Source organism: Streptomyces sp. NPDC004838, assembly GCF_053600955.1.
Window position 1 is genome coordinate 1 of the sequence record NZ_JBSGAW010000051.1, and the last position, 19,316, is coordinate 19,316.

At 70.4% G+C, this 19,316-nt stretch carries 20 protein-coding genes; 11 read left to right on the top strand and 9 right to left on the bottom strand.

The genetic code is table 11. The features are described from left to right. Together ACWEFL_RS34750 and ACWEFL_RS34755 are read right to left on the bottom strand one after the other, a co-directional pair. The coding region (locus ACWEFL_RS34750; protein WP_451720895.1) for a sigma factor at nucleotides 1-129 on the bottom strand (129 nt) is incomplete at its 3' end. A gap of 319 nt (nucleotides 130-448) precedes the next feature. Next, nucleotides 449-1,636 carry an NAD(P)/FAD-dependent oxidoreductase gene (locus ACWEFL_RS34755; RefSeq protein WP_451720841.1) on the bottom strand — a complete coding sequence of 396 codons (1,188 nt, stop codon included), beginning with the start codon at nucleotides 1,634-1,636 and terminating at the stop codon, nucleotides 449-451. 469 nt (nucleotides 1,637-2,105) lie between these two features. Between ACWEFL_RS34755 and ACWEFL_RS34760 the strand changes: the two genes are divergently transcribed. The 4 genes from ACWEFL_RS34760 (at nucleotide 2,106) to ACWEFL_RS34775 (ending at nucleotide 5,016) form a co-directional block, all read left to right on the top strand. Next, the gene (locus tag ACWEFL_RS34760; RefSeq protein WP_451720843.1) at nucleotides 2,106-2,534 is read left to right on the top strand and encodes a hypothetical protein; all 429 of its coding nucleotides are present in this window, start codon (nucleotides 2,106-2,108) and stop codon (nucleotides 2,532-2,534) included. A gap of 103 nt (nucleotides 2,535-2,637) precedes the next feature. Then, on the top strand, nucleotides 2,638-3,648 hold the full coding sequence (locus ACWEFL_RS34765) for a helix-turn-helix transcriptional regulator (protein ID WP_451720845.1): 1,011 nt from the start codon (nucleotides 2,638-2,640) through the stop codon (nucleotides 3,646-3,648). After that, nucleotides 3,645-4,394, top strand: a complete 750-nt coding sequence (locus ACWEFL_RS34770; RefSeq protein WP_451720847.1) for an SDR family oxidoreductase — start codon at nucleotides 3,645-3,647, stop codon at nucleotides 4,392-4,394. Before ACWEFL_RS34765 ends, ACWEFL_RS34770 begins: the two co-directional genes overlap by 4 nt. Further along, on the top strand, nucleotides 4,387-5,016 hold the full coding sequence (locus tag ACWEFL_RS34775; RefSeq protein WP_451720849.1) for a hypothetical protein: 630 nt from the start codon (nucleotides 4,387-4,389) through the stop codon (nucleotides 5,014-5,016). Before ACWEFL_RS34770 ends, ACWEFL_RS34775 begins: the two co-directional genes overlap by 8 nt. A 395-nt stretch (nucleotides 5,017-5,411) precedes the next feature. On the opposite strand, the gene ACWEFL_RS34780 is transcribed toward ACWEFL_RS34775, so the two are convergent. Beyond that, complete coding sequence (locus tag ACWEFL_RS34780; protein WP_451720851.1) at nucleotides 5,412-5,969, bottom strand: hypothetical protein; 558 nt, start codon at nucleotides 5,967-5,969, stop codon at nucleotides 5,412-5,414. Nucleotides 5,970-6,070: 101 nt separating this feature from the next. On the opposite strand from ACWEFL_RS34780, the gene ACWEFL_RS34785 reads away from it, so the two are divergent. Together ACWEFL_RS34785 and ACWEFL_RS34790 are read left to right on the top strand one after the other, a co-directional pair. Next, complete coding sequence (locus ACWEFL_RS34785; protein WP_451720853.1) at nucleotides 6,071-6,196, top strand: hypothetical protein; 126 nt, start codon at nucleotides 6,071-6,073, stop codon at nucleotides 6,194-6,196. Nucleotides 6,197-6,589: 393 nt separating this feature from the next. Beyond that, the gene (locus ACWEFL_RS34790; protein ID WP_451720855.1) at nucleotides 6,590-7,789 is read left to right on the top strand and encodes a Cmx/CmrA family chloramphenicol efflux MFS transporter; all 1,200 of its coding nucleotides are present in this window, start codon (nucleotides 6,590-6,592) and stop codon (nucleotides 7,787-7,789) included. Between the two features lie 104 nt (nucleotides 7,790-7,893). On the opposite strand, the gene ACWEFL_RS34795 is transcribed toward ACWEFL_RS34790, so the two are convergent. Next, complete coding sequence (locus tag ACWEFL_RS34795) at nucleotides 7,894-8,574, bottom strand: class I SAM-dependent methyltransferase (RefSeq protein ID WP_451720857.1); 681 nt, start codon at nucleotides 8,572-8,574, stop codon at nucleotides 7,894-7,896. A 458-nt stretch (nucleotides 8,575-9,032) separates the two neighbouring features. On the opposite strand from ACWEFL_RS34795, the gene ACWEFL_RS34800 reads away from it, so the two are divergent. Then, a complete protein-coding gene (locus ACWEFL_RS34800) occupies nucleotides 9,033-9,530 on the top strand; it encodes a WapI family immunity protein (protein WP_451720859.1) in 498 nt (165 codons plus the stop codon). Here ACWEFL_RS34800 and ACWEFL_RS34805 read toward each other — a convergent pair whose 3' ends face one another. The 4 genes from ACWEFL_RS34805 to ACWEFL_RS34820 form a co-directional block, all read right to left on the bottom strand. Next, nucleotides 9,531-9,836: a DUF4158 domain-containing protein gene (locus tag ACWEFL_RS34805; RefSeq protein WP_451720861.1), complete on the bottom strand. Its 306-nt coding sequence runs from the start codon at nucleotides 9,834-9,836 to the stop codon at nucleotides 9,531-9,533. Nucleotides 9,837-9,939: 103 nt separating this feature from the next. Further along, on the bottom strand, nucleotides 9,940-10,428 hold the full coding sequence (locus ACWEFL_RS34810) for a dihydrofolate reductase family protein (protein ID WP_451720863.1): 489 nt from the start codon (nucleotides 10,426-10,428) through the stop codon (nucleotides 9,940-9,942). Beyond that, entirely contained in the window at nucleotides 10,428-10,934 is a 507-nt protein-coding gene (locus ACWEFL_RS34815; RefSeq protein WP_451720865.1) for an SRPBCC family protein, read from the bottom strand. The genes ACWEFL_RS34810 and ACWEFL_RS34815 overlap by 1 nt, the downstream gene beginning before the upstream one ends. Before the next feature lie 3 nt (nucleotides 10,935-10,937). Next, nucleotides 10,938-11,279: an ArsR/SmtB family transcription factor gene (locus ACWEFL_RS34820; protein WP_451720867.1), complete on the bottom strand. Its 342-nt coding sequence runs from the start codon at nucleotides 11,277-11,279 to the stop codon at nucleotides 10,938-10,940. Nucleotides 11,280-11,886: 607 nt separating this feature from the next. Between ACWEFL_RS34820 and ACWEFL_RS34825 the strand changes: the two genes are divergently transcribed. Next, the gene (locus ACWEFL_RS34825; protein WP_451720869.1) at nucleotides 11,887-12,201 is read left to right on the top strand and encodes a hypothetical protein; all 315 of its coding nucleotides are present in this window, start codon (nucleotides 11,887-11,889) and stop codon (nucleotides 12,199-12,201) included. Between the two features lie 134 nt (nucleotides 12,202-12,335). After that, nucleotides 12,336-12,866 (top strand): hypothetical protein, encoded by a 531-nt coding sequence (locus ACWEFL_RS34830; RefSeq protein WP_451720871.1) that lies wholly within the window; start codon nucleotides 12,336-12,338, stop codon nucleotides 12,864-12,866. A 228-nt stretch (nucleotides 12,867-13,094) separates the two neighbouring features. On the opposite strand, the gene ACWEFL_RS34835 is transcribed toward ACWEFL_RS34830, so the two are convergent. Beyond that, on the bottom strand, nucleotides 13,095-13,865 hold the full coding sequence (locus tag ACWEFL_RS34835; RefSeq protein ID WP_451720873.1) for a hypothetical protein: 771 nt from the start codon (nucleotides 13,863-13,865) through the stop codon (nucleotides 13,095-13,097). Between the two features lie 2,172 nt (nucleotides 13,866-16,037). Between ACWEFL_RS34835 and ACWEFL_RS34840 the strand changes: the two genes are divergently transcribed. Both ACWEFL_RS34840 and ACWEFL_RS34845 read left to right on the top strand, forming a co-directional pair. Further along, nucleotides 16,038-17,378: an MmgE/PrpD family protein gene (locus tag ACWEFL_RS34840; RefSeq protein WP_451720875.1), complete on the top strand. Its 1,341-nt coding sequence runs from the start codon at nucleotides 16,038-16,040 to the stop codon at nucleotides 17,376-17,378. A 324-nt stretch (nucleotides 17,379-17,702) separates the two neighbouring features. Next, on the top strand, nucleotides 17,703-19,199 hold the full coding sequence (locus ACWEFL_RS34845) for an aldehyde dehydrogenase (RefSeq protein ID WP_451720877.1): 1,497 nt from the start codon (nucleotides 17,703-17,705) through the stop codon (nucleotides 19,197-19,199). Nucleotides 19,200-19,316: the final 117 nt, after the last annotated feature.

Genomic DNA, 19,316 nt, shown 5'->3' on the forward strand with positions numbered 1-19,316 from the left:
GAGCCAGGTCTCCTGGAGGACGTCCTCCGCGTCGGCCGCCGATCCGAGGATCTCGTACGCGACGGTGAAGAGCAGACTGCGGTAGGCGACGAACGTATCGGTCGCCGGATCAGCGGCGTGGTCACTCATGTCCCGGCCTCTCTGTTTCGCGGCCTACTCGGGTCGGCGAAGCCCGTCAAGCGTGCGTTCACGGTTAGTTGGTCCCTTCTCCTCGGTGATGTTCTCGGTAGCGGTTCGACCCCACCCCACCCGTCCCGTTCGGTCGAGGGGATTCCGCCCGGCGCACGGCTGGGACACGACGTGACGTCGACCACGGTCCATCGCGCCTGAACCCCCGTCGGATACGTGAGTGCGGCACCGCACCCGACGGGGGCGCGGCCTCGGGCAAGCGGTCCGGATCCGCTCGGCCGACCGGGCCCGGCTGTGAATGCCTGGCCGGGCTGCCCGTTCAGCGGGCGGCCGGCGCCTCGCCGCGCTTGGCCCGCAGCAGTTCCCGGCGCTTGTCATCCTTGAATCCCCAGGTGAACGAACCAGGCTTGCGCGCCTCGTCCGCCATGTCCTTGACGACGTCCTTGCAAGCGCGCTCCTTGATCCCCGCGGCAAGACGACCGCCGATGTGGTACCGATTCGCGGTGTCGTCCTTGGAGGCGAGCTGTACAGCGCCGGCGCGACGGCCCAGGCCGATGCACTGGCCGAAGACACCCACCGTGATGACCGCGGGCAGCGCACCCGAGATCCGGCCCAGCACCGTGTCGGCAGCGTGCGCTCCCAGCGGACGCGCGGTCTGGCAGCTCATCCGCAGCGGCAGGTCCGACGGTGCCGCCGCGTCCCCGGCCGCGACGATGCGCTCGTCGTCCATGCTCGTCAGCGTCTCGTCGGTGAGCAGGCGGCCCGAGGAGTCGGTGCTCAGCCCGCTGCGCTTGGCCAGGTCCGGCACGCCGAACCCGGCGGTCCAGACGGTCACCTCGCTCGGCAACCCGCGGCCCCCACTGAGCCGCACGGCGTCGCGCTCCACGGCCGTCACCTTCGTATCGGGGCCATCGAGCACGGTCACACCGAGCCCGACGAGCCGCTTGGCCACCGAGCGCCGGACCCGCGGATGCAGATAAGGTCCGAGCACTCCGCCGCACACCAGGGTCACCCGGCGGCCCGCCTCCGCCAACTCGGCGGCGGTCTCGATACCGGTCGCACCGGCTCCCACCACCGTCACCTCGGCCGTCGCCGGCGCTGCGTCGACGACTGCCCGCAGCCGCTGCGCTTCCTCCAGGGTGGCGATCGGGTAGGCGAACTCGGCCGCTCCGGGCACGCTCGGGTCGGCGCTGCCACTGCCCACCGCGTAGATCAGATAGTCGTAGCAGACCGTGCCGCCGCTCGCCAACGTCACACTGCGTCCGGGGGCGTCGATCCGTGTCGCGGTGTCCACCACCAGCCGGACACGCTCACCCAGAACCTCCCGGTAGTCGACGACCGCCGGGTGGGACCCGCCCACCAACTGGTGCAGGCGGATCCGCTCGACAAAGCTCGAACGCGGGTTGATCAGCGTCACGGTCACGTCATCGCGTTGTGTCAGGCGATTGGCCGCCAAGGCACCGGCGTATCCGCCGCCGATCACGACCACATCGGTGTTCCCGGTCACGGTGTCTCCTTCGTTTCGAGGGCTCGCCCTCAAGACACCGCGTACTCGATCTCTGTGACAGTACGTGAGCCAGATCACCCCATATGAAACAACGGGAGAAGACGGCCGCTGACGCATCCGCCGTCACCCGGCACCTTCCACCAGCGCCGTCCGTGCGCGGTTGAGACCCCCGGCGACGGTCGCGGATTCGGTGGCGAGGAAGTCGCGGTCTCGCCGCCGCCGACGTTCAGCCGTTCGGCGACCTGCTCGGCGGTGAGCGCGCCGTGGCCGGGTTCCCGTCCGGTTCCGAGCGGAACACGGCACTCGGGGCCCCCGCCCACGCTCGCCGGTGGCACGCCTGCCTTCACGCCGGCGTAAGCACGTTGACCAGAGCCGCGGGGACGACCTGGTACGACACTTGGCCGCAGGGACCGTCACCGACGGCGTTCCCCCGACGTGCGTTCCGTTCTGGTGAAAGGGCGAACACCCCATGTGGAAAGGCTGCATTCCGGTCCTCGACGAGGAGCCGGTCCGGTCGGGGCGGGAGATCACCGGCTGGCGTGTGCCGGGCGTCGGTGAGCTGGACGTCGAGTCCGAGGGCTTCGGGCTGACCGTGTCGCCGTCCGGCGCCACGGTGCGGGTGGAACTGTCCTTCGCCCGCGCGTACACGGAGTCGGAGACCGAGCCGTACCGCGGACTCGGCCCCGTCACGCTGGTGCTGGAGGACGTGGAGTCCGTCGAACTCGGCACACAGGGGGTCCCCGGGGGCCCGCTGTGGAAGCGGGTGCTCGGCAGCGACCCGCGGGACGAGGCGTTGCGCATGGAATGGGCGGAGGCGGACGACGTCCTCCACGTACGGGAGAACGGGATCGTCCTCTCCTGCCGGGGCGGCACGTGGCACTGGGCGCTCGGCGTCTGAGAGCGCCGACTGTCCACCGACGCGGTGGCGCGATCGTTCAAGACACCCCCTGCGAACCGGCCTAACGTGTCCGGAAGACGCGACGACGGAAGGGGCGCTGGACATGGACGAATTCGCGAGCGCCAGACTGGTGGCGCTGGTCCAGCGGGCCCTGGCCGGTGAGGGGATCCGGGTCGTCGCGCCGACGGCCGGCGGGGCGCTGCTGCCGTTCGAGGCGAAGCGGCGGTTCCTGAGGGACGTGGCGCGCGATCACGGGCTGCTGCCGTTGCTGCGGGCCGGCTCGCTGATACCGGCCAACCCGTCCGACCCGGCCGTATCGGCGCTGCTGAGCGCGGTCGGCCCCAGGGACCTGTTCGCGCGGTGGCAGCGGCTGGAGCGGTTCACCCACTCACGGCACCGGGTGGTGGTACGGGAATCCGGTCCGGGACATCTCGTCGCCGAGCATCTGGGACCGCCCACGGAACCGCCCGAACCCGCCGAGGACGCCCTGGTTCTCGGCGTACTGACCGCGCTGCTGCCGCTGACCGGCGCACGGGACATCACCGTCGGCGCCGGGCACGGGGAGCCGTCCACCGTGTTCGCCGACGGCGCCGTCACGGGGGCACCGCCTGATCACGGCAGCGGGCTCTGGCGGTTCACCTGGTCCGGCACCGCACCACCCGTACACCCGTGCACGGCGGAATCCGGCACGGACGCGGTCGCGCGCACCCGGGCACTGCTCGGCGCCGATCTCGCCCGACGCTGGACACTCGCCGGTCTCGCCACCGAACTGGGCCTGCCGGTGCGGAGCCTCCAGCGGCGGCTGGCGCGCGAGGGCGGCTTCAGCGGACTCCTCGGCGAGCTGCGGACGGAGGCCGCCGCGGCACTGCTCCTGCGGAGCGCCCACGGCATCGGCGTCATCGGATTCGCCTGCGGCTACGCCGACCAGCCGCACTTCACCCGCCACTTCAGGCTCCGTACCGCGATGACACCGGCCGCCTACAGGTCGGCGTTCCAGCGGCCCGGCCCGAACGAGCGGCCCGACACGGACGACGTTCCCGACCCGCATGAGCGGACCGCCCCGGATACGCGGGCGGCCCGTACCGATGAACCAGCGAGGAGAAGGACCGCATGAAACTCACCGGCACAACGGTGCTCGTCACCGGCGGGGCCCGCGGCATAGGCCGGGAGATGACCCGGCAGCTGGTCGGGCTCGGCGCGCACGTGGTGGCCGTGGGCCGCGCGCCCGGCCCGCTCGCCGCCCTTCAGGACGAGTACGGCGACAGGGTCTCCACGGAGGCCGTCGATCTCTCCGACCCGGACGCCGTCGACGCCTTCGGCGATGAACTGCCCGGCCGCCACCCCGGACTCTCGGTCGTCATCAACAACGCCGGAGTGCAGAATCTCAGCGACTTCCTCACCGCCGATCCGCACGACTCGCGACCGGTGCTCCGGCGGGAGCTGGCGGTCAATCTGGACGCCGTCATCTCCCTCTCCACCGGGCTGCTCCCTCATCTCAGCAGCCGTTCCTCGGCCGCGATCGTGAACATCACCAGCGGACTGGCCATCGTTCCCAAGCCCTCGGCACCTGTGTACTGCGCGGCCAAGTCGGCGGTCCGGACCTTCACCCGGTCACTGCGCTACCAGTGCGAGGACGGCGCACCGCACATCCGGGTGATCGACGCGATCCTCCCGCTCGTCGACACCGATATGACGCGCGGCCGGGGCCGGGGCAAGATCAGCCCGGCCCAGGCGGCGCACGCGGTGATCGAGGGCATCCGCCGGGACCGGGCGGAGATCTACATCGGCAAGGCGCGCCTCCTGCCCTCCCTGATGCGCCTCTCGCCGTCGCTCGGATACCGGGCCCTGCGTCATGGCTGAGGCCCCCGCCCCCGCTACGGGGGAAACCCCCTTTGGGGAAACCGCTCCCGGGGAAACCGCCCCCACCCGCACCGCACGGCTGCTGCTCCGGCTCGACCGGGCCTCGGACCGCCGGTGGTTCCTGCCGACACTCGCCGTCTTCCCGGTGAGCGACTACGCACTGCCGGTCCTTCCCAACCAGATGCTGCTCATGGGGTTGTCGGCGCTCCATCCCCGGCGCTGGCGGGCGATCGCCCTGACCTTCGTCACCGCGTCGGTGCTGGGAGCCTTCCTGGCCGCGACGGCCGTCAGCGCGGCCGGGCCCTGGCTGCTGGAGACCGTGGGCGCGGTCGCGCCCGGCCGGGCCGAACTGCGGGAGGTCGCCGGGCAGGTGGAGCGCTACGGCGCGTGGGCGCTGGCCGCTCTCGCGCTGCTGCCTTTCACGCCCCGGACCGCCGTGGTGGTGTGCGCGCTCGCCGGGATACCGCCCTGGACCGTCGCCCTGGCCGTACTGGCCGGCCGCCCGCTCCCCGTCGCCCTACTCGCCCTGGGCGGGGCGAAGGCGCCGGGCCTGCTGCGCAGGTCGCGCCGGATCGACCGGGTGCTGGCCGAAGTGGAGGCACGGAGCGTGCGACCGGCCTGAGCGGTCCGGGCCCCTCGCGGTCGCGGGCCCCGGGTGCTCAGCCGGGCTGCGCCGGGCCGCACCGGGGTTCGTGAACCGGCCCGGTCGGCGGGCCGGGGCCCATCAGGGGGTGCGACCGGGATACGCGCCGAAGGGGCAACGAGATGATCTTGAAACCCTGTGGAGTTCTGAGTTCGCCAACTCATGACCGCGACGACGGGCGAGCCGCCTCCGGAGTGCTAGGCAGTCCGTGCCCTTTCCACTCCGGCGTCACATCACATGACACCGAACCGCACTCTCGGCACGGTCCCCTACGTGCCCCTCGCACAGCGCTACATGTCCGTTCGCCGTAGCGAGTACGAGAAGAGGGCCGTAGTGGCCGCGGTGCGCGATGCGAACCTGGGCGATCTGGCCGGTCACGGACCTTCGGCCCCACGCGGGACGGTTCGCCAGCGTGGGGCCTCGTCGTCGGGGACGTCCGGGGAGTAGAAGTGGAACGGCACCCCGAGGTAGTGGGCCAAGGCCCGTCCTGCGTCGGCGGCAGCGGTGCCCGGCGGGGGCTCGCCGGTGCGGTGGCGGACGGTCGCCAAGTGGCCTTCCCCGGATGGGTCGTCCAGGACCGCGATCAGGAGCACGAACCAGTCATGGACGGTGTCGCCGTCCCAGAGAGCCTCAACCGCGGCCACCCGGCCCGGATGGGCTGCGGCTCGGGCAGCGAGTGAGGAGACATCGAGCGGATCAGGCCGCGTGTACCGCACTCGGTCGCCGAGGACCTCGTATCGCGCGTGGACCACCTGCTCCGCCTCACGAAGGCCAAGGCCCAACGGCCGCAGCGCCTCCCACACGGCCTTGACCGCCGTAAGCCGACGATCGTTCCACACGTGCGCGTCGACCTCTCCACGGGTCCGATCCTCCAGGCGGGTCCACCAGCCGCTCGCTGGGCCACCGGGGGCGGATTCCGTGAAGTGCGTCACGAGCCGAACGTACCTCAGTCGGCTGTGGCTCCGCCGTCACGACCGCAGGATCACCGCCGTGACGGCGGCGCCCGCCACATGACCCGCCACCGTGGCCCGCCATGCAACTCATCCCCGGCGTGACCGCCGGGATCGGGGCGCTGTCGGAGATGCCGCAGACGCTGCTGGACCACAACCTCGCCGGGCTGCCCGCCACCGCCCGGAATCCGGTGCTGCAGGCAGCGTGAGCCGCCCTGGAGGGAAAGCTCGCCCTCTTCTGGCAGCGAGTGAGAACGGCCGCGACCCATGACCGCCACATGGTCCGGCTCCGGCTCAAGGGCGTCTCCTTCGACGCCCCGGTGCCCTCGTCCTCGATCCGTGCACTGCTACATTGAGAGGCATGTCGAGTCCTGAGGCGGAAAGAAGCGGGCCACCGGTTGTCCGGTGGCTGATCGCGTAACCCTCTGACGACCCTGCTCTCTCCGGCCCCGTCGCCGAGCAGTGCGTCGCGCATCCGCCACGGATCAACCGCATCGCGGGATCGTGCCCGGAACTCCCGGGACGTCTCCCACGCGACAGCATTGACTTCTCGTCCGTGCGTCGCGTCTTCCCCCATTCTGCGATGTAGTCGGAGCTTTTCCATGCCATTCGCCATCTACGTTCTCGGGCTGGCCGTATTCGCCCAGGGGACATCGGAGTTCATGCTGTCCGGGCTCGTCGAGGACATGGCCGCCGACTTCGGCGTGTCCCTCCCGGCCGTCGGCTCGCTCACCTCGGCCTTCGCCATCGGCATGATCGTCGGCGCGCCGCTGGTCGCGATGCTGAGCCTGCGATGGCAGGGCCGCCGGGCGCTGCTCGTCTTCCTCGTCACTTTCCTCCTCGCCCACGTCATGGGCGCCCTCACCCACAGCTTCGAGGTCCTCTTCGTCACGCGGGTGATTGCCGCACTGTCCAACGCGGGCTTCCTTGCCGTCGGCCTCGCGACCGCGGCGAGCTTGGCCGGACCCCAGGCCAAGGGCCGGGCGACCTCGGTGCTCCTGAGCGGAGTCACCCTCGCCTGCATCGCGGGCGTCCCCCTCGGCGCCGCACTGAGCGAGGTCTGGGGCTGGCGCTCGGCCTTCTGGGGCGTCGCGATCATCTCCACCCCCGCGGTCCTCGCGGTGCTGTGGTCCGTGCCGGCGACGCCCGTCGACCCTGCGGCTCCCAGCGTCCGCCACGAGCTGCGGGCGCTCCGCACACCCCGGCTGATCATGACGCTCGTGCTGGGGGCGCTGGTCAACGGAGCGACGTTCTGCTCGTTCACGTACCTCGCGCCCGTCATCACCAACGTGACGGATCTGAGCTCAGGTTGGGTGCCCGCCACACTGGCGCTGTTCGGCGTCGGGTCCTTCGTCGGGGTCAACGTGGGCGGCCGGCTGGCTGACAGCCGTCCCGGCCGGGTACTGGCGGTCGGTGGTGCGGCGCTGCTGGCGGGCTGGCTGATCTTCGCCCTCACGGCCGCGAACCCGGTCGTGGCGCTGATCCTCGTCTTCGTCCAGGGGGCGCTCTCGTTCGGCGTGGGCTCCACGCTGATCGCGCGGGCCCTCTACACGGCGTCGGACGCCCCCACACTGGCCGGCGGCTTCGCCACCGCCGCGCTGAACGTCGGCGCCGCTTCCGGACCCGCCCTGGGCGGCCTCGCCCTGGGCGCCGGACTCGGCCACAGCTCGCCTCTGGTGGTGAGCGCCGTACTCGTCGCCACCGCCCTCGTCCTGGCGGGCATGGCCCGGGTCTTCGGCATCACCGTCGCCGAGGGCGACACCGGCGCCACGGAGAACCGTCGGGTGGAGGCTCGTTCCTGACCGCCGCTCCGCGTGTCCGGTGGCCCATCCTCCTCGTGGGGGCGGGCCACCAGCCGTAGGGGAAAGAGCGCACGGGACACCCTTCGGAGCAGGGCATCGAAGCGCTACTGCTCGTAGCGCCGACGGGCGAGATGAGCGGTGATGTCGGCGGCCATCTCGACTTTCTCGGGCAACGCCTGCCTGATCCGGCTGAACACCTGTTCTCGCTCCGAGGGTGGGAGTACGAGATAGGCCGAGACGGTGGAAAGGTGGCCAACGTAGTCGCGAGGACTCATCGTCAAACGCCGTCGGACGACAACCTGCCGAACGTCGGTGAACCACGTCGACCGTTGGAGTTCCGTACCCGGCCACTGCATGTCATGCTCCGGAGGCGTTCCGTCCGGTGACGGGACGTCATCACTTTCCAGGAACGGTGCCCGCATCGCCCGCACCGCTTCCTCGACAGCCGGGTCAGCCAATCGCAGGGGCCCGCCGAACGAGGCGAAGACACCACCGGGCTCCAGCAGCGCGGCCATGCGCTCCCACCGGCCGTCCGGCCTGGTCCAGTGCAACGAGGCTGCCGCATAGACCAGCCCGTACACCTCGCCCGGTCGCAGATCCTCGAAAGCCGCCAGTACTGTGCGGACGTCCGCCGGTACGCGCCTGCGCAACTCGGTCAGCATGGCCGCATCGGGATCGGTGGCAGTGACGGCGACCCCCTGTCGGGCGAACAGGCGGGTTGCCTTGCCCGTCCCCGCACCAATCTCCAGGGCAGTCCGAACCGGACGACCCGCGTACGTCACCACCAGGTCGAAGAGCTCCGCGGGATATCCCGGCCGGAACCGTTCGTACGACTCCGCCACCGCTCCGAAGCTCAAGCCGCGATCAGACATACCCGGCAGCCTGACACGGGCCGCGTCGCCCGCGCTTGTCCTTTTCCCGAGCCTCCGGCCGCCCGATAGGGCCGCGTCTCCTCCCAACGCACGGTAAGGGCGGTTCAGCGCCGTTGTTGTCCTCGTCCAGCCCCGGCGTGTCCGGGTCGCGCAGCGGGCGCGGTGCGCCGGCGGCCGTGGTCGAGGCGGTGAAGCCGTAGCGGTTGAGGACGTTGAGGTTGCGGTGCTTGAGCGGGTCGAGCCGGCCACTCCCTCCAGTCTCTCTCAGCCGGCCTGCGATTGACCGGGCGGGCGGCCGGGCCCTGTGGTGCGCAACTGAGGTGATCACCTGCGCTGCGCAGAGCCGGGAGGACCTGTGACATCCTGCGGCAGTGCTTCTGAGCGATCACGCGAGCAGTGTCGAACTCCGCCTGCTGCGGTACCAGTTCCCCGAGGTTCGGGGCGACTCCTACGACGACAACTGGCTGGTCGTCGGTGGAGCGGTGACGACTCCCGAGGGCAGCTGGTCCTTTGCCGATCCGTGTCTGCTGACCCATGAAGCCGGTGAGGTTTCCGCCTGGTTGCGCGCGGTGGCCGTGGGGACGGTGGCTGTGGGGACGGTGGCCGTGATTGGACCTGATGCTGAAGGCTCGTTGTCCCCGGACATGTGGTTCGTCGAGCCGGTCCTGGCCGTCAGCCTCGCCGATCGAGGCGACAGCGAAACGGTGATTCGCGTTCACCTGTCCTTGGAGGCGGCACCCCCATGGCAGCAGGGCGATGACCGAGCGGACATCTACCAGTACGCCGTGGAGGTGCGAATGGACACGGCTGCGCTGCTTCACGCGGCTGATCAATGGGACCTTGCTCTGACTTCCTTCCCGACTCGCTGATCAGCACTGCCCTTCTCCAGAGTCTCGGTCGGGTCGTAGAGCGGCTGGCCGAGGTCGGTCAGCGGCTTCTCGACGCCGCTGGTCGCGCAGCGGTGGCGCTCGCTCTTGCGGTCCCAGCCCGATGCAGCGGACGGTGCAGATCTGCACCGCCATCCCGGGCCGGTGCACGTCCGCACGCCACAGCGCAATCACCTCGCGGTCGTCATCGTCGAGGAAGAAGAACCGCTCCGACTCCGGACGTGTGGGCACCACAGTGAACGTCCCGTACGCCTCGGCCTGGTCGTCAGTCGGAGACTCCAACGGCACGAGGGCGGACCTTGGCGGTTACTCGCAGTCGGCCGTGGTGGCCTGCTGATCCAAGCGTGTGCGCCGTGGGTGCTCGGGTCGCCAGGGTGGAGTGGTGGCGCGGCTAGCGTGGGTGCACGGCGTAGGTCAGGTGCGTCACCCGCGACGACGGCTCCGAACGGACCGGCTCCAGCGCGACCCTGGACGCGTCCACGCCCTCGAACAGGCGGGTGCCGGCGCCGAACAGCACGGGTGACAGCGTGATCGAGAACTCGTCGACCAGGCCGGCGTTCAGATGCTCCAGGATCGTCCATGCCTGCTCGCCGAGGTCGAACATGCGCTTGCCCATGACGCTCGCGCCGGTGCGCTCGAACGCCTCCCGCGCGATGTCGTCGTCGCGGCCCTCCTCGCCGCCCTCGCCGAGCTTCAGGTTCTCCCGGATGAACCGCAGCGGAAACAGCCACTGCTGCAACTCCGTCCACTGCCCCTTCCAGCGACGAACGTCCGGGTCGTCCTGCATATCGGGCGCGAAGAAGTCGTCAACTGGCACGGACTCGGGCGCGACGAAGCCGTCCAGGGACATCGTCACGCTGAAGAACACCTTCCCGACCATCAGCCCTCCGTCCCCTTCGGCGCGAGGTCGGTGACGTAGGCCGCCAGGCTGCTCAGGGTCTGCCGGCCACCCTCGATCGCGTGGTACTTCTCGACCGCCTCGTCGCGCAGTTCCATGGTGGGGAACACCGTGCGCATCTCGATCCGGGTCGCCGCGCCGTCCGGCGCGAAGGTCAGGACCGACTCGAAGGCATTCGGATCGTCACGGGACTCACCGTGCAGCAGCTCGATCCGCTCCGGCGGGGCGATCCGCAGCCAGCGGATCCACTCCGAGTAGTCGGTCCCGTCCGGCCCGTGCAGCACGAAGACCCACTCTCCGCCCTCGCGGAACTCGAAGGACCGCGTGGTGGTGGTGAACCCCTCCGGACCCCACCACCGCGACAGGTGCCGGACCTCGGTGAACGCCTCGAACACCAGCTCCCGCGAGGCGTCGATGATCCGGGAGATCACGATCTCCCGATCGGCCGCCGCCGGCTCCGCCCGCGTTTCTCGCCTTGCTCCTGCCATCGGCTATTCCTCCTGCTGTGTCTGCTTGAGGTCCTGCACGTAGGTGTCCAGCCGGTCGAAACTCTCGTTCCAGAACCGCTCGAATCCGCCGACCCACTCGTGGATCGGCCGCAGTCCGCGGGCGTCCAGGCCGTAGAGGCGCTGCTTGCCCGCCCCACGGACCCGTACCAGCCCCACCTCCCGGAGTACCCGCAGGTGCTTGGACGCCTGCGGCTGGCTCATCCCCAGCTCCTGGGCCAGGTCGGTCACCGGTCGCTCACCCGCCCGCAGCAGCGCCAGGATGTCCCGGCGCTGCGGCTCTGCGATCGCGTTGAACGCGTCCGACGTCGTCGCTGCTCGTGCCATGGCGGCCATCGTATTCCCATATCGGAATACGTCAAGCCGGTTGGGAACCGTCGGCGGTCGAGCGGATGGCCGTTCAGGACCGGTTGCTCTGGCTGGTGCGGACCTTGATGTCCCGGGACCGGTACGGCGGGGGCTGTGACCCGCCGGACCATGGCTCGGCCGAGCTGGACGTGTGGCCGACCGGTGGCAGGAGATCACCGCCAACCGCTTGGGCGGGCGCGGCACCTCAGTTGTTCCGGGCGGGCTCCGCTTCCGAAGCCCGCGGCGAGGGCGGTTCCCCAGCCGGACCCCTTCGCCCTGCGCCCTGCCGTGCGAGGACTGCGAGCAGCAGCGATCGGCCGGGCTGTGTGAGGCGTACGGCTCACCACATCGGACCGGGGCGCTCATGGTGGAGGCCGGGACGACCGCGCGACCGCCTGATCCGCCGACCTGGACGCCCCGGGCGACATCGCTGTCGTCGCAGCCGACACCCGTGCGTCGCTGGAGTACGACATCGAGTGTGCCCGACGCGCGTTCCTCAAGCTGATGGAGCAGGGAGAGCCGAACGCGGCCCCGGCTGTCGCAGCCTCCGCGCTCGTCTGTCAGCCGCCTTCGCCATCATGACCAGATGACGACATGGATGCGCTGCTACTGGGGCGAGGAAGACACCTGGTTCTACTTCGAGGTCGACGCCGAAGGTTGGGTGATCCGGCAGGTGGAACTCGAGGGGCCTGAGCTGACCCCGATCGCGGCTGCCTCCCTCACCGAGTGGCAGCGGGCCTACGACGCAGGCCGCCTTGACGAGTACGACAGCAGGTTCGGGATCACAGCGGAGCTGCCCGTCTCGGAATGGGAAGGCCACGGCCCCGAGCAACTTACCTCCGAGGAGTTCGAGGAAGTCTGGGGTCCTGCCCGTCGGCAGATCGCATCCCGCCCTGGCTGACCTGTCGGCCCCGCGGAGGCTTCTCGGCATCATCTCGACTTGACTCCGCTCCTTCCCCGCACTGTCCGAGGCGTCGACCACCCATGCGAGGTTCCTGGGTCCGCGTTGTAGCCGACGGTGGCATGATCCGGGCCATGGATCAGCTTTCGTACTCGGCTGCATGGCTGTCACGGTGGCGTGACGAGATCACGGATGCGGTGAGCTCCATGGTCTTGACGTTCGAGGAGACGAACGGCTACGGGCCGGGCACGAATGAGGTCCGGATCGCCGGCAAAGAGGCTCGTCGAGCTGTCCATGACGATCGTCGGGAGCTTCAGGAATTCGGGGATCTGTTGACGTTCTACGAGTCGATCGGGGAGGTCGTGCTGCCGGACGTGGGCAACGGCTTCTTCGTCCACTCGGCGTGCGATGTCCTGCACCGGCTTGCGGAGGAAGGGCCGGTCTTCGTCCCGGAAGCGGACGACCCTCACGGGATGGTGATCGCATCAAACGGTGGGGGCATCTTCTATGTTGCCGACCGGGGCGGCGCGATCCACCGGTCTCGGACCGCGTCCCTGGACGGTGCGGAGTTCGACAAGGTCGCCGACAATCTGCCGCGGTTTCTTGAGCACGTCCGCCGCTGCGTCGTCCTTTTCGTGGAATCGGGCGAGACCGGAGATCTGTAGCGTTCACCGGCTGTGGTCGCCGGGGGTGTAACGGATCCAGGTGTCTCGGGCCTCGGAGGCCGGCTTGGCGGTGGTGACCCGGTGGTGGCTCAGGGCCTCCGCGGTGGCCGGGGCGGGCGGTCACTGTGGCGGTTGGGCAGGGGGGTGGTTGCCCATGGGGCCGGTAGCCAGGTACTCCGACGGGGAGTTCACGGTCGGCGGTCCGGAGTGGGATCAACCCTGGGGTTGTCAGCGGCGTGGCTGGGTCCCGGGGTAGAGATCTATCCGGATGCTGTCGTCGTCCGCGATGACATAAGTGGCATCCGTGTCGTGATTCCAGCCCAACGGCAGCAGATAGTATCGGCGATCTCGTTCCACCAGCAGGCGCAATCCGCTGTACCGGTACCGGAAATGTCTGCCTTCTCCCAGATCTTCAGCCTTCAGGCCAGGGCCTCTCATGCTTAATTGCTCAGTGCTGAGCACCACCACGGAAACGCGCGGTACAAGCTGATCGGCATCCTGGCGTGCGTCGAGTCGGCCTGACTGCCCGGCTGCAAGGGCTACGACCCACATCAGGAACAGGCCCGCGGTGGCGATGGGAACGGCACGATGCCACGGTCGGCTCCGGTGGCCGACGGCAGGTCCTGCGGCGCTGCTCTGTCCCAGGAGGAGTCCGACGGCCACCAGCAGAGGGGCGGCCCACCGGAACGACCAGGGCTGGCCGAAGCGCCACGACAGCATCAGGATCACCCCCGCCACGACGAACGCGAAGTGGGCCCGGGCCACTGCGTGGGATGCCCGGCTGACGCGCCGCACGATGCGGTTGGGCACGCCGAGCGAGGGCAGTACCTGGGGGAGGCGGGGGAGAACACCGACCAGGCTCAGGGTGATGAGGACCGGGAACGTGGCGAGTCGAAGACTGCGCAGTGCCATTTCGATCGGGTCGAAGCCCACGGCAAAGACATCAAGACGGAAGTAGGCGTAGTAGGAACGGCTGTGGACGAACCCTGTGTAGAGCATCAGCGCGAGGATGAACGAGCCGGCGCCGAAGACGGAGTTGGCGATCTGGGTGGCCCTTCCGCCCTGCTCTGCAGAGGCCGGTGGAGCACTCTGCCGCCGAAGCCTTCGCGGACGGCGGTGCGGCGCCGGACCCCGAGATACACGGGCGTCCGGCTCAGGCGCGGGACGGGCCCGTCGCGCGGTGTTCCTGCGTTGTCTACGACGTCGGCCACGGGACGGGGAACGGGTCGAGTCACCTGGCGCGTCTGGTGTGCCTGTGCTGTTCATCGGTCCCTTCAGGACTCACCGGGCAGTGGGGTGTGGGTCACTTCCCGAGAGGATGCGCAGGTCCCGGCCGGTGTGGGAACGCCCTCGCAGGACGTCTGTGAGGGTGGGTCAGTGAGCTCGGGGGAAGGGTCCGGGGTGACTCCTGTGTCGGTCGGCGGGGGCGCCACTGGGCTGATGTCATCTCCGTCCTCGCCACTGGACTGTGTGCCCGTCACCCGGGGTCCGCTCCCGATGCCCTGACTGGACTGTGTGCCCGTCACCCGGGAACCGCTCCCGGTGTCCTGACTGGACTTTTGAGCAGTGGCTGACGAGCCCGCACCGGACGCCGAGGACGGCTTCCGGGGGACAGGCGAAGGGTCGGCTCCAGGGCCACCGCACCCTGACGCGCCGAGCACCAGCAGCGTCACGGCAACGGCAGTCCGGGCCAGTGTCCGTGGCTGGATCCGCATGAGCCCTCCCCCGCGTACGGCGCAGTCACGACGCTGTTCAGGAGGATTCCACCGGGAAACGAGGATGCCCGTACTTCGCATGAACTGCGTACGAGCTTTCAGGCATAGGGGGGAGCGGCTGCGCTACGCACACGCCACCGGCCGGAGAGCACCCGACCAGGAACCCAGTTCGACCGCCATGCTCCAGGATCGGTTGAACAACGGCCTCTCGACAACGTCGGCTGTGTGTAAGGGGTATGGCGGGGAGTCATCTTCAGGTATCGGCTCCCCGGCTTGGGGTGTATGCGGGATCACGAAGCACATGCCCAGATGCCTGGCACCCCACCGAGGACACCGATGACTTCCTCGCCTGCGCCGGAGACTTCCTCCGCACGCATCCCGCCCTTGCCGGCTCTGCCGTCGTGGGGCACGCGGTCACGGCCGCCTGTCCCCGGGAAGGCGGCCTTCAGGTCCGGCCACCTGGTCTGAGCCGGCGAGGAGCGGGTTGGGGGTTTTGGTGCCGGGGGCGGGCCGTGCCATGGCGCGTGCCGGGCGGGGGAGTGGCGGCGTGTGTCGGGCGGGCGGTGGCCGTGGTCCGGTGGTGCGGCGTGGTGTTCACCTGGGTTCGTGACGTGGGTCGGTTTCACCGTGCGGGCGGCTCCCGGCGGTACGCGGCGATCTTGGCGACGGTCCTGAGCGCGGTGGAGAGGATGAACGCGGGGTACACGGCACGGTTTTCGGGATCCGGAGGTGATCCGCCCCGGCCGTCGCCGGTGCCAGTGCCGCGAGTTCGCCGATGGCGGCGAACGGCTGCCCCGCGTTCCCGCCGAACCGGCTGATCCCGCGGTCGCGCCGGTCTTTCCTGTTGGTCTCGCGCCCCGATGTCGTCGCGACGGCCATGTGGAGCACGATCGCCGCGGCGATGCCGGGGCCGACGGTCCACCGCGGCGCCGCCTCGTACGTACAGCATTCTCTGCCTCGGGTCTGGTCTTCCCGGCACGTCTCGCCTCGGCGTGACGGCGATGCGGCAGGCGGCCCCTTGCGCCGGAGGGTTGACAGCCTCGGGCCGCATGACGCAAATTCATCCGTACAAATAGTTCCGGGGTGGTGCCTTCGCTGCCGTCCGCGGCGACGGCGCGGCCGGGTCCTGTGCGTCTGCCGTGGGTGTCGGCCCGATGTCGCGACGGTGTTGTGAGGGCCGGCGCGAAGGCTGCTGCGAAGGCGGTCGTGGAGGCGGTCGTGGAGGCGGTCGTCGGTGTTCGGCCCGGGCTGCTGCCCGTCCCGGAATCCGCCGCGCGTCAGTCCCGGACCGGGTCGCGGGCGGTGTCCGGGCGGGCGGTCGGCGTCTTGTGCCCCCGGCGGGCGGAGCCGGGCCGGGGTTTGGTCGGGACGGGACGGCGGACAGTGTTTCTCCGGAGAAGGGATCTGCTATGCGGTGCTTGCGATGCGGCGGCTTTTCGGCCAGGGGCGGTGTGGGATGACGGGTGTGGTGGAGCGGTTGGGCGCCTTCGCCGCCGGGCTTGAGTTCGGCCGTCTGCCGTCGGCGGTCGTGACCCGTGCCAAGGACTGTGTTGTGCACGGTCTGGTCGTCGGGGCGGCCGGGAGGGGTGTGGGGTTCGGCGAGGCGGCCGATGCGGCCCTGGGGGACGCGGGGGGCGGTGCGCATCTGCTGGGGTCCGGCCGCACGGCGTCCCCGCACCTCGCCGCCTTCGCCAACAGCGCCCTGATGCACGCCCGCGCCCAGGAGGACACGCACGGCACCTTCCACCCGGGTGTCACGGTGATCCCCGCGGCCCTCGCGGCCGCCGAGGCGGAGGGTGCGGACGGGGCCGCTTTCCTGACGGCGGTGGTGGCCGGGTACGAGGTGGGCACGGCGGTTTCGGATCCGCTGACCGAGCTGACGACGCCGCCGTTCCGGGCGACCGGCCTCTACGGCCCCCTGGCCGCCGCCGCGGCGGCCGGACGGGTCCTCGGACTCGACGCCCCCCGGCTGGCATCGGCACTGGGCCTGGCGTGCGCGTTCGCCGGGGGCGGCAGCGAGACGTTCGCCGCCGGCACCGACGAGTGGCACTACCAGTCCGGTGTGGCCGCCTCGAACGGGCTGCTCGCCGCCCGGCTGGCCGCGGCGGGGGCCAAGGGTTCACCGCTGGCGGTCGAGGGGGAGTCGGGGTTCCTCGACTGCTTCGTGCGCGGACGGGCCCCGCGGCCGGACGGACTGGCGACCGGCCTCGGCGACCGGTGGCGGCTGCTGGACGTCACCTTCAAGCCCTATCCGATCTGCGCGTTCAACCAGGCTCCCGCGCTGGTCGCCGCCCGGCTCGCCGCCGCCCACGGCGTCAGGCCCGCGGAGGTGGTCTCGGTGAGCGTGCGGATGAACGAACGCGAGGCCGCCTATCCCGGCGTGGGGTCCGGCGGCCCGTTCGGCGAGGTGGCGCAGACGCTCATGAGCGTGCGGTTCTCCGTCGCGGTGGCTCTGGCTCAGGGGCGTGTCGACTACGCGTCGCTGACCCGGTTCGACGACCCGGTCCTGCGCGACCTGGTCGGGAGGATCGACGTCGTACCGGAACCGGGCCGGCCGCCCAAGACCGCCGCCGCGACGCTCACCCTCGCCGACGGCCGGCGGGTCGAGTCGGCGATCGAGGACTCCTCGAAGGACCTCTCCTGGGACTCGGAAGCCGTGCGGGACAACGCCAGGAGGCTGCGCCCCGAGACGCATTTCTCCGAGGAGGCACTGGAGGCGCTGTTCGCGGCGGTCGACGCGCTTGCGGAGGCCCGCGATCTGGGCGGACTCCTCACGGCCGCCCTCCCAGGCCGCTGATGCGTCCGTACAAATCGACGACGGGGCGGGCGATCCGCCGCCGCCGGAAAGGTTGACTTTCGGTACGCCGGTCCATAACGTTTTATTTGTACGTACGAATTTGGGGGCTGTGGTCTGGCAGCACAGGACGGCCCCTGTGCCCCGCGGGCCCGTACGGCGCCCTCCCGCCACGGGAGCGGGGAGCTTTGGCCGTCGCGCCGCGGCGGACCGCGTACCGGCGGCGGGTGCGGGACCCCCGCACCCGCCGCCGGGGCCGCGTCCGGCGGGCGGGCCGCTCACTGACAGCACAAGCGCGGGTCATGCCGCGGAAAGGTGGATCCTGGGATGTCTCGCAACCGAGCGGACGGTATCCGGTACCGGCAGATGTACATCGGCGGGAAGTGGGTGGACGCCGGGAGCGGGGAGACGTTCGGCACGGTCGACCCCTTCACGGGACGCGAGTGGGCAAGGGTCCCGCTCGGCGGACCCGCCGACGTACGCGAGGCGGTGCGGGCGGCGGCCGGTGCCCTGAACGGTCCGTGGGGCGCCCTGTCCGCCTCGGCGAGGGGCGATCTGATCCGGCGTCTGGGGCGGCTCGTCTGCGAGCACACCGACGAACTGGCCGCCCTGGAGACCACGGACAACGGCAAGGTCATCCGCGAGACCCGCGGTCAGATGGCGGGGCTCCGGGCCACCTACGAGTACTTCGCGGGGGCCGCCGACAAGATCCAGGGCGCCACGATCCCCTCACCGCACACCAACTTCTTCACCTACACCCGCCGCGAGCCGATCGGCGTCGTCGCGGCCATCCTGCCCTGGAACAGCCCGCTGTACCTGCTGGCCGGCAAGCTCGCCCCGGCACTCGCCGCCGGCTGTACGTTTGTGGCGAAACCGGCCGAGCAGACCCCGATGTCGACGCTGAGGTTCGCCGAGCTCGTCGCCGAGGCGGGCTTCCCGGACGGCGTCTTCAACGTCGTCACCGGCGCGGGGGAGACCGGGGCCGCGCTGTCGGCCGACCCGGGGGTCGCGAAGATCACCTTCACCGGCTCCACCGCCACCGGCACGGCCGTGATGAAGGCGGCCGCCGAGCACATCGCCGACGTGACCCTGGAACTCGGCGGCAAGTCCCCCAACATCGTCTTCGCCGACGCCGACATCGACGGCGCGATGAACGGGGTCATGGCCGGGATCTTCGCGGCGACGGGCCAGACCTGCATCGCCGGCAGCCGGCTGCTCGTCGCCAGGGAGATCCACGACGAACTCGTCGGCCGTCTGACGGAACGCGTCAGGACCATCAAGCTCGGCGACCCGCTGGACATGGCCACCGAGGTCGGCCCCATCGCCTTCGGCGAACAACTCGCCAAGGTCCGCTCGTATGTGGAGATCGGACTGGACGAAGGGGCGACGCTGGCGGCCGGCGGCGACCGCCCCACCGGGGAAGCACTGGGCGACGGCTACTTCTTCGAACCCACGATCCTCACCGGCGTGCACAACGGCATGCGCGTCGCCCGCGAGGAGATCTTCGGCCCGGTCCTCTCGGTGATCCCCTTCGACGGCGAAGAGGAGGCCGTACGGATCGCCAACGACACCCCCTACGGCCTCGCCGCCGCCGTGTGGACCCGCGACGTCCAGCGCGCCCACCGCGTCGCCCATGTGCTCGACGCCGGCTCCGTCTGGATCAACTCCTACCGCGTCCTCGCCTACAACGTGCCCTACGGCGGCTTCCGGCGCAGCGGCATCGGACGGGAGAACGGCCTCGAGGGCCTGGACGCGTACCTCCAGACGAAGTCGGTCTGGGTGGAGCTGACCGGCGCGAGCCGTGACCCGTTCAAGCTCGGCTGACAGTGATGATGTTCGTGGTGACGCCGTTGGCGGGTCTGACCCCTCGGCTGACTGACGTCTCGACTGTCCTGTTTGGGATTTGTCGGCTCGCCGGGCGTCATCACGCACGCGGCCGGA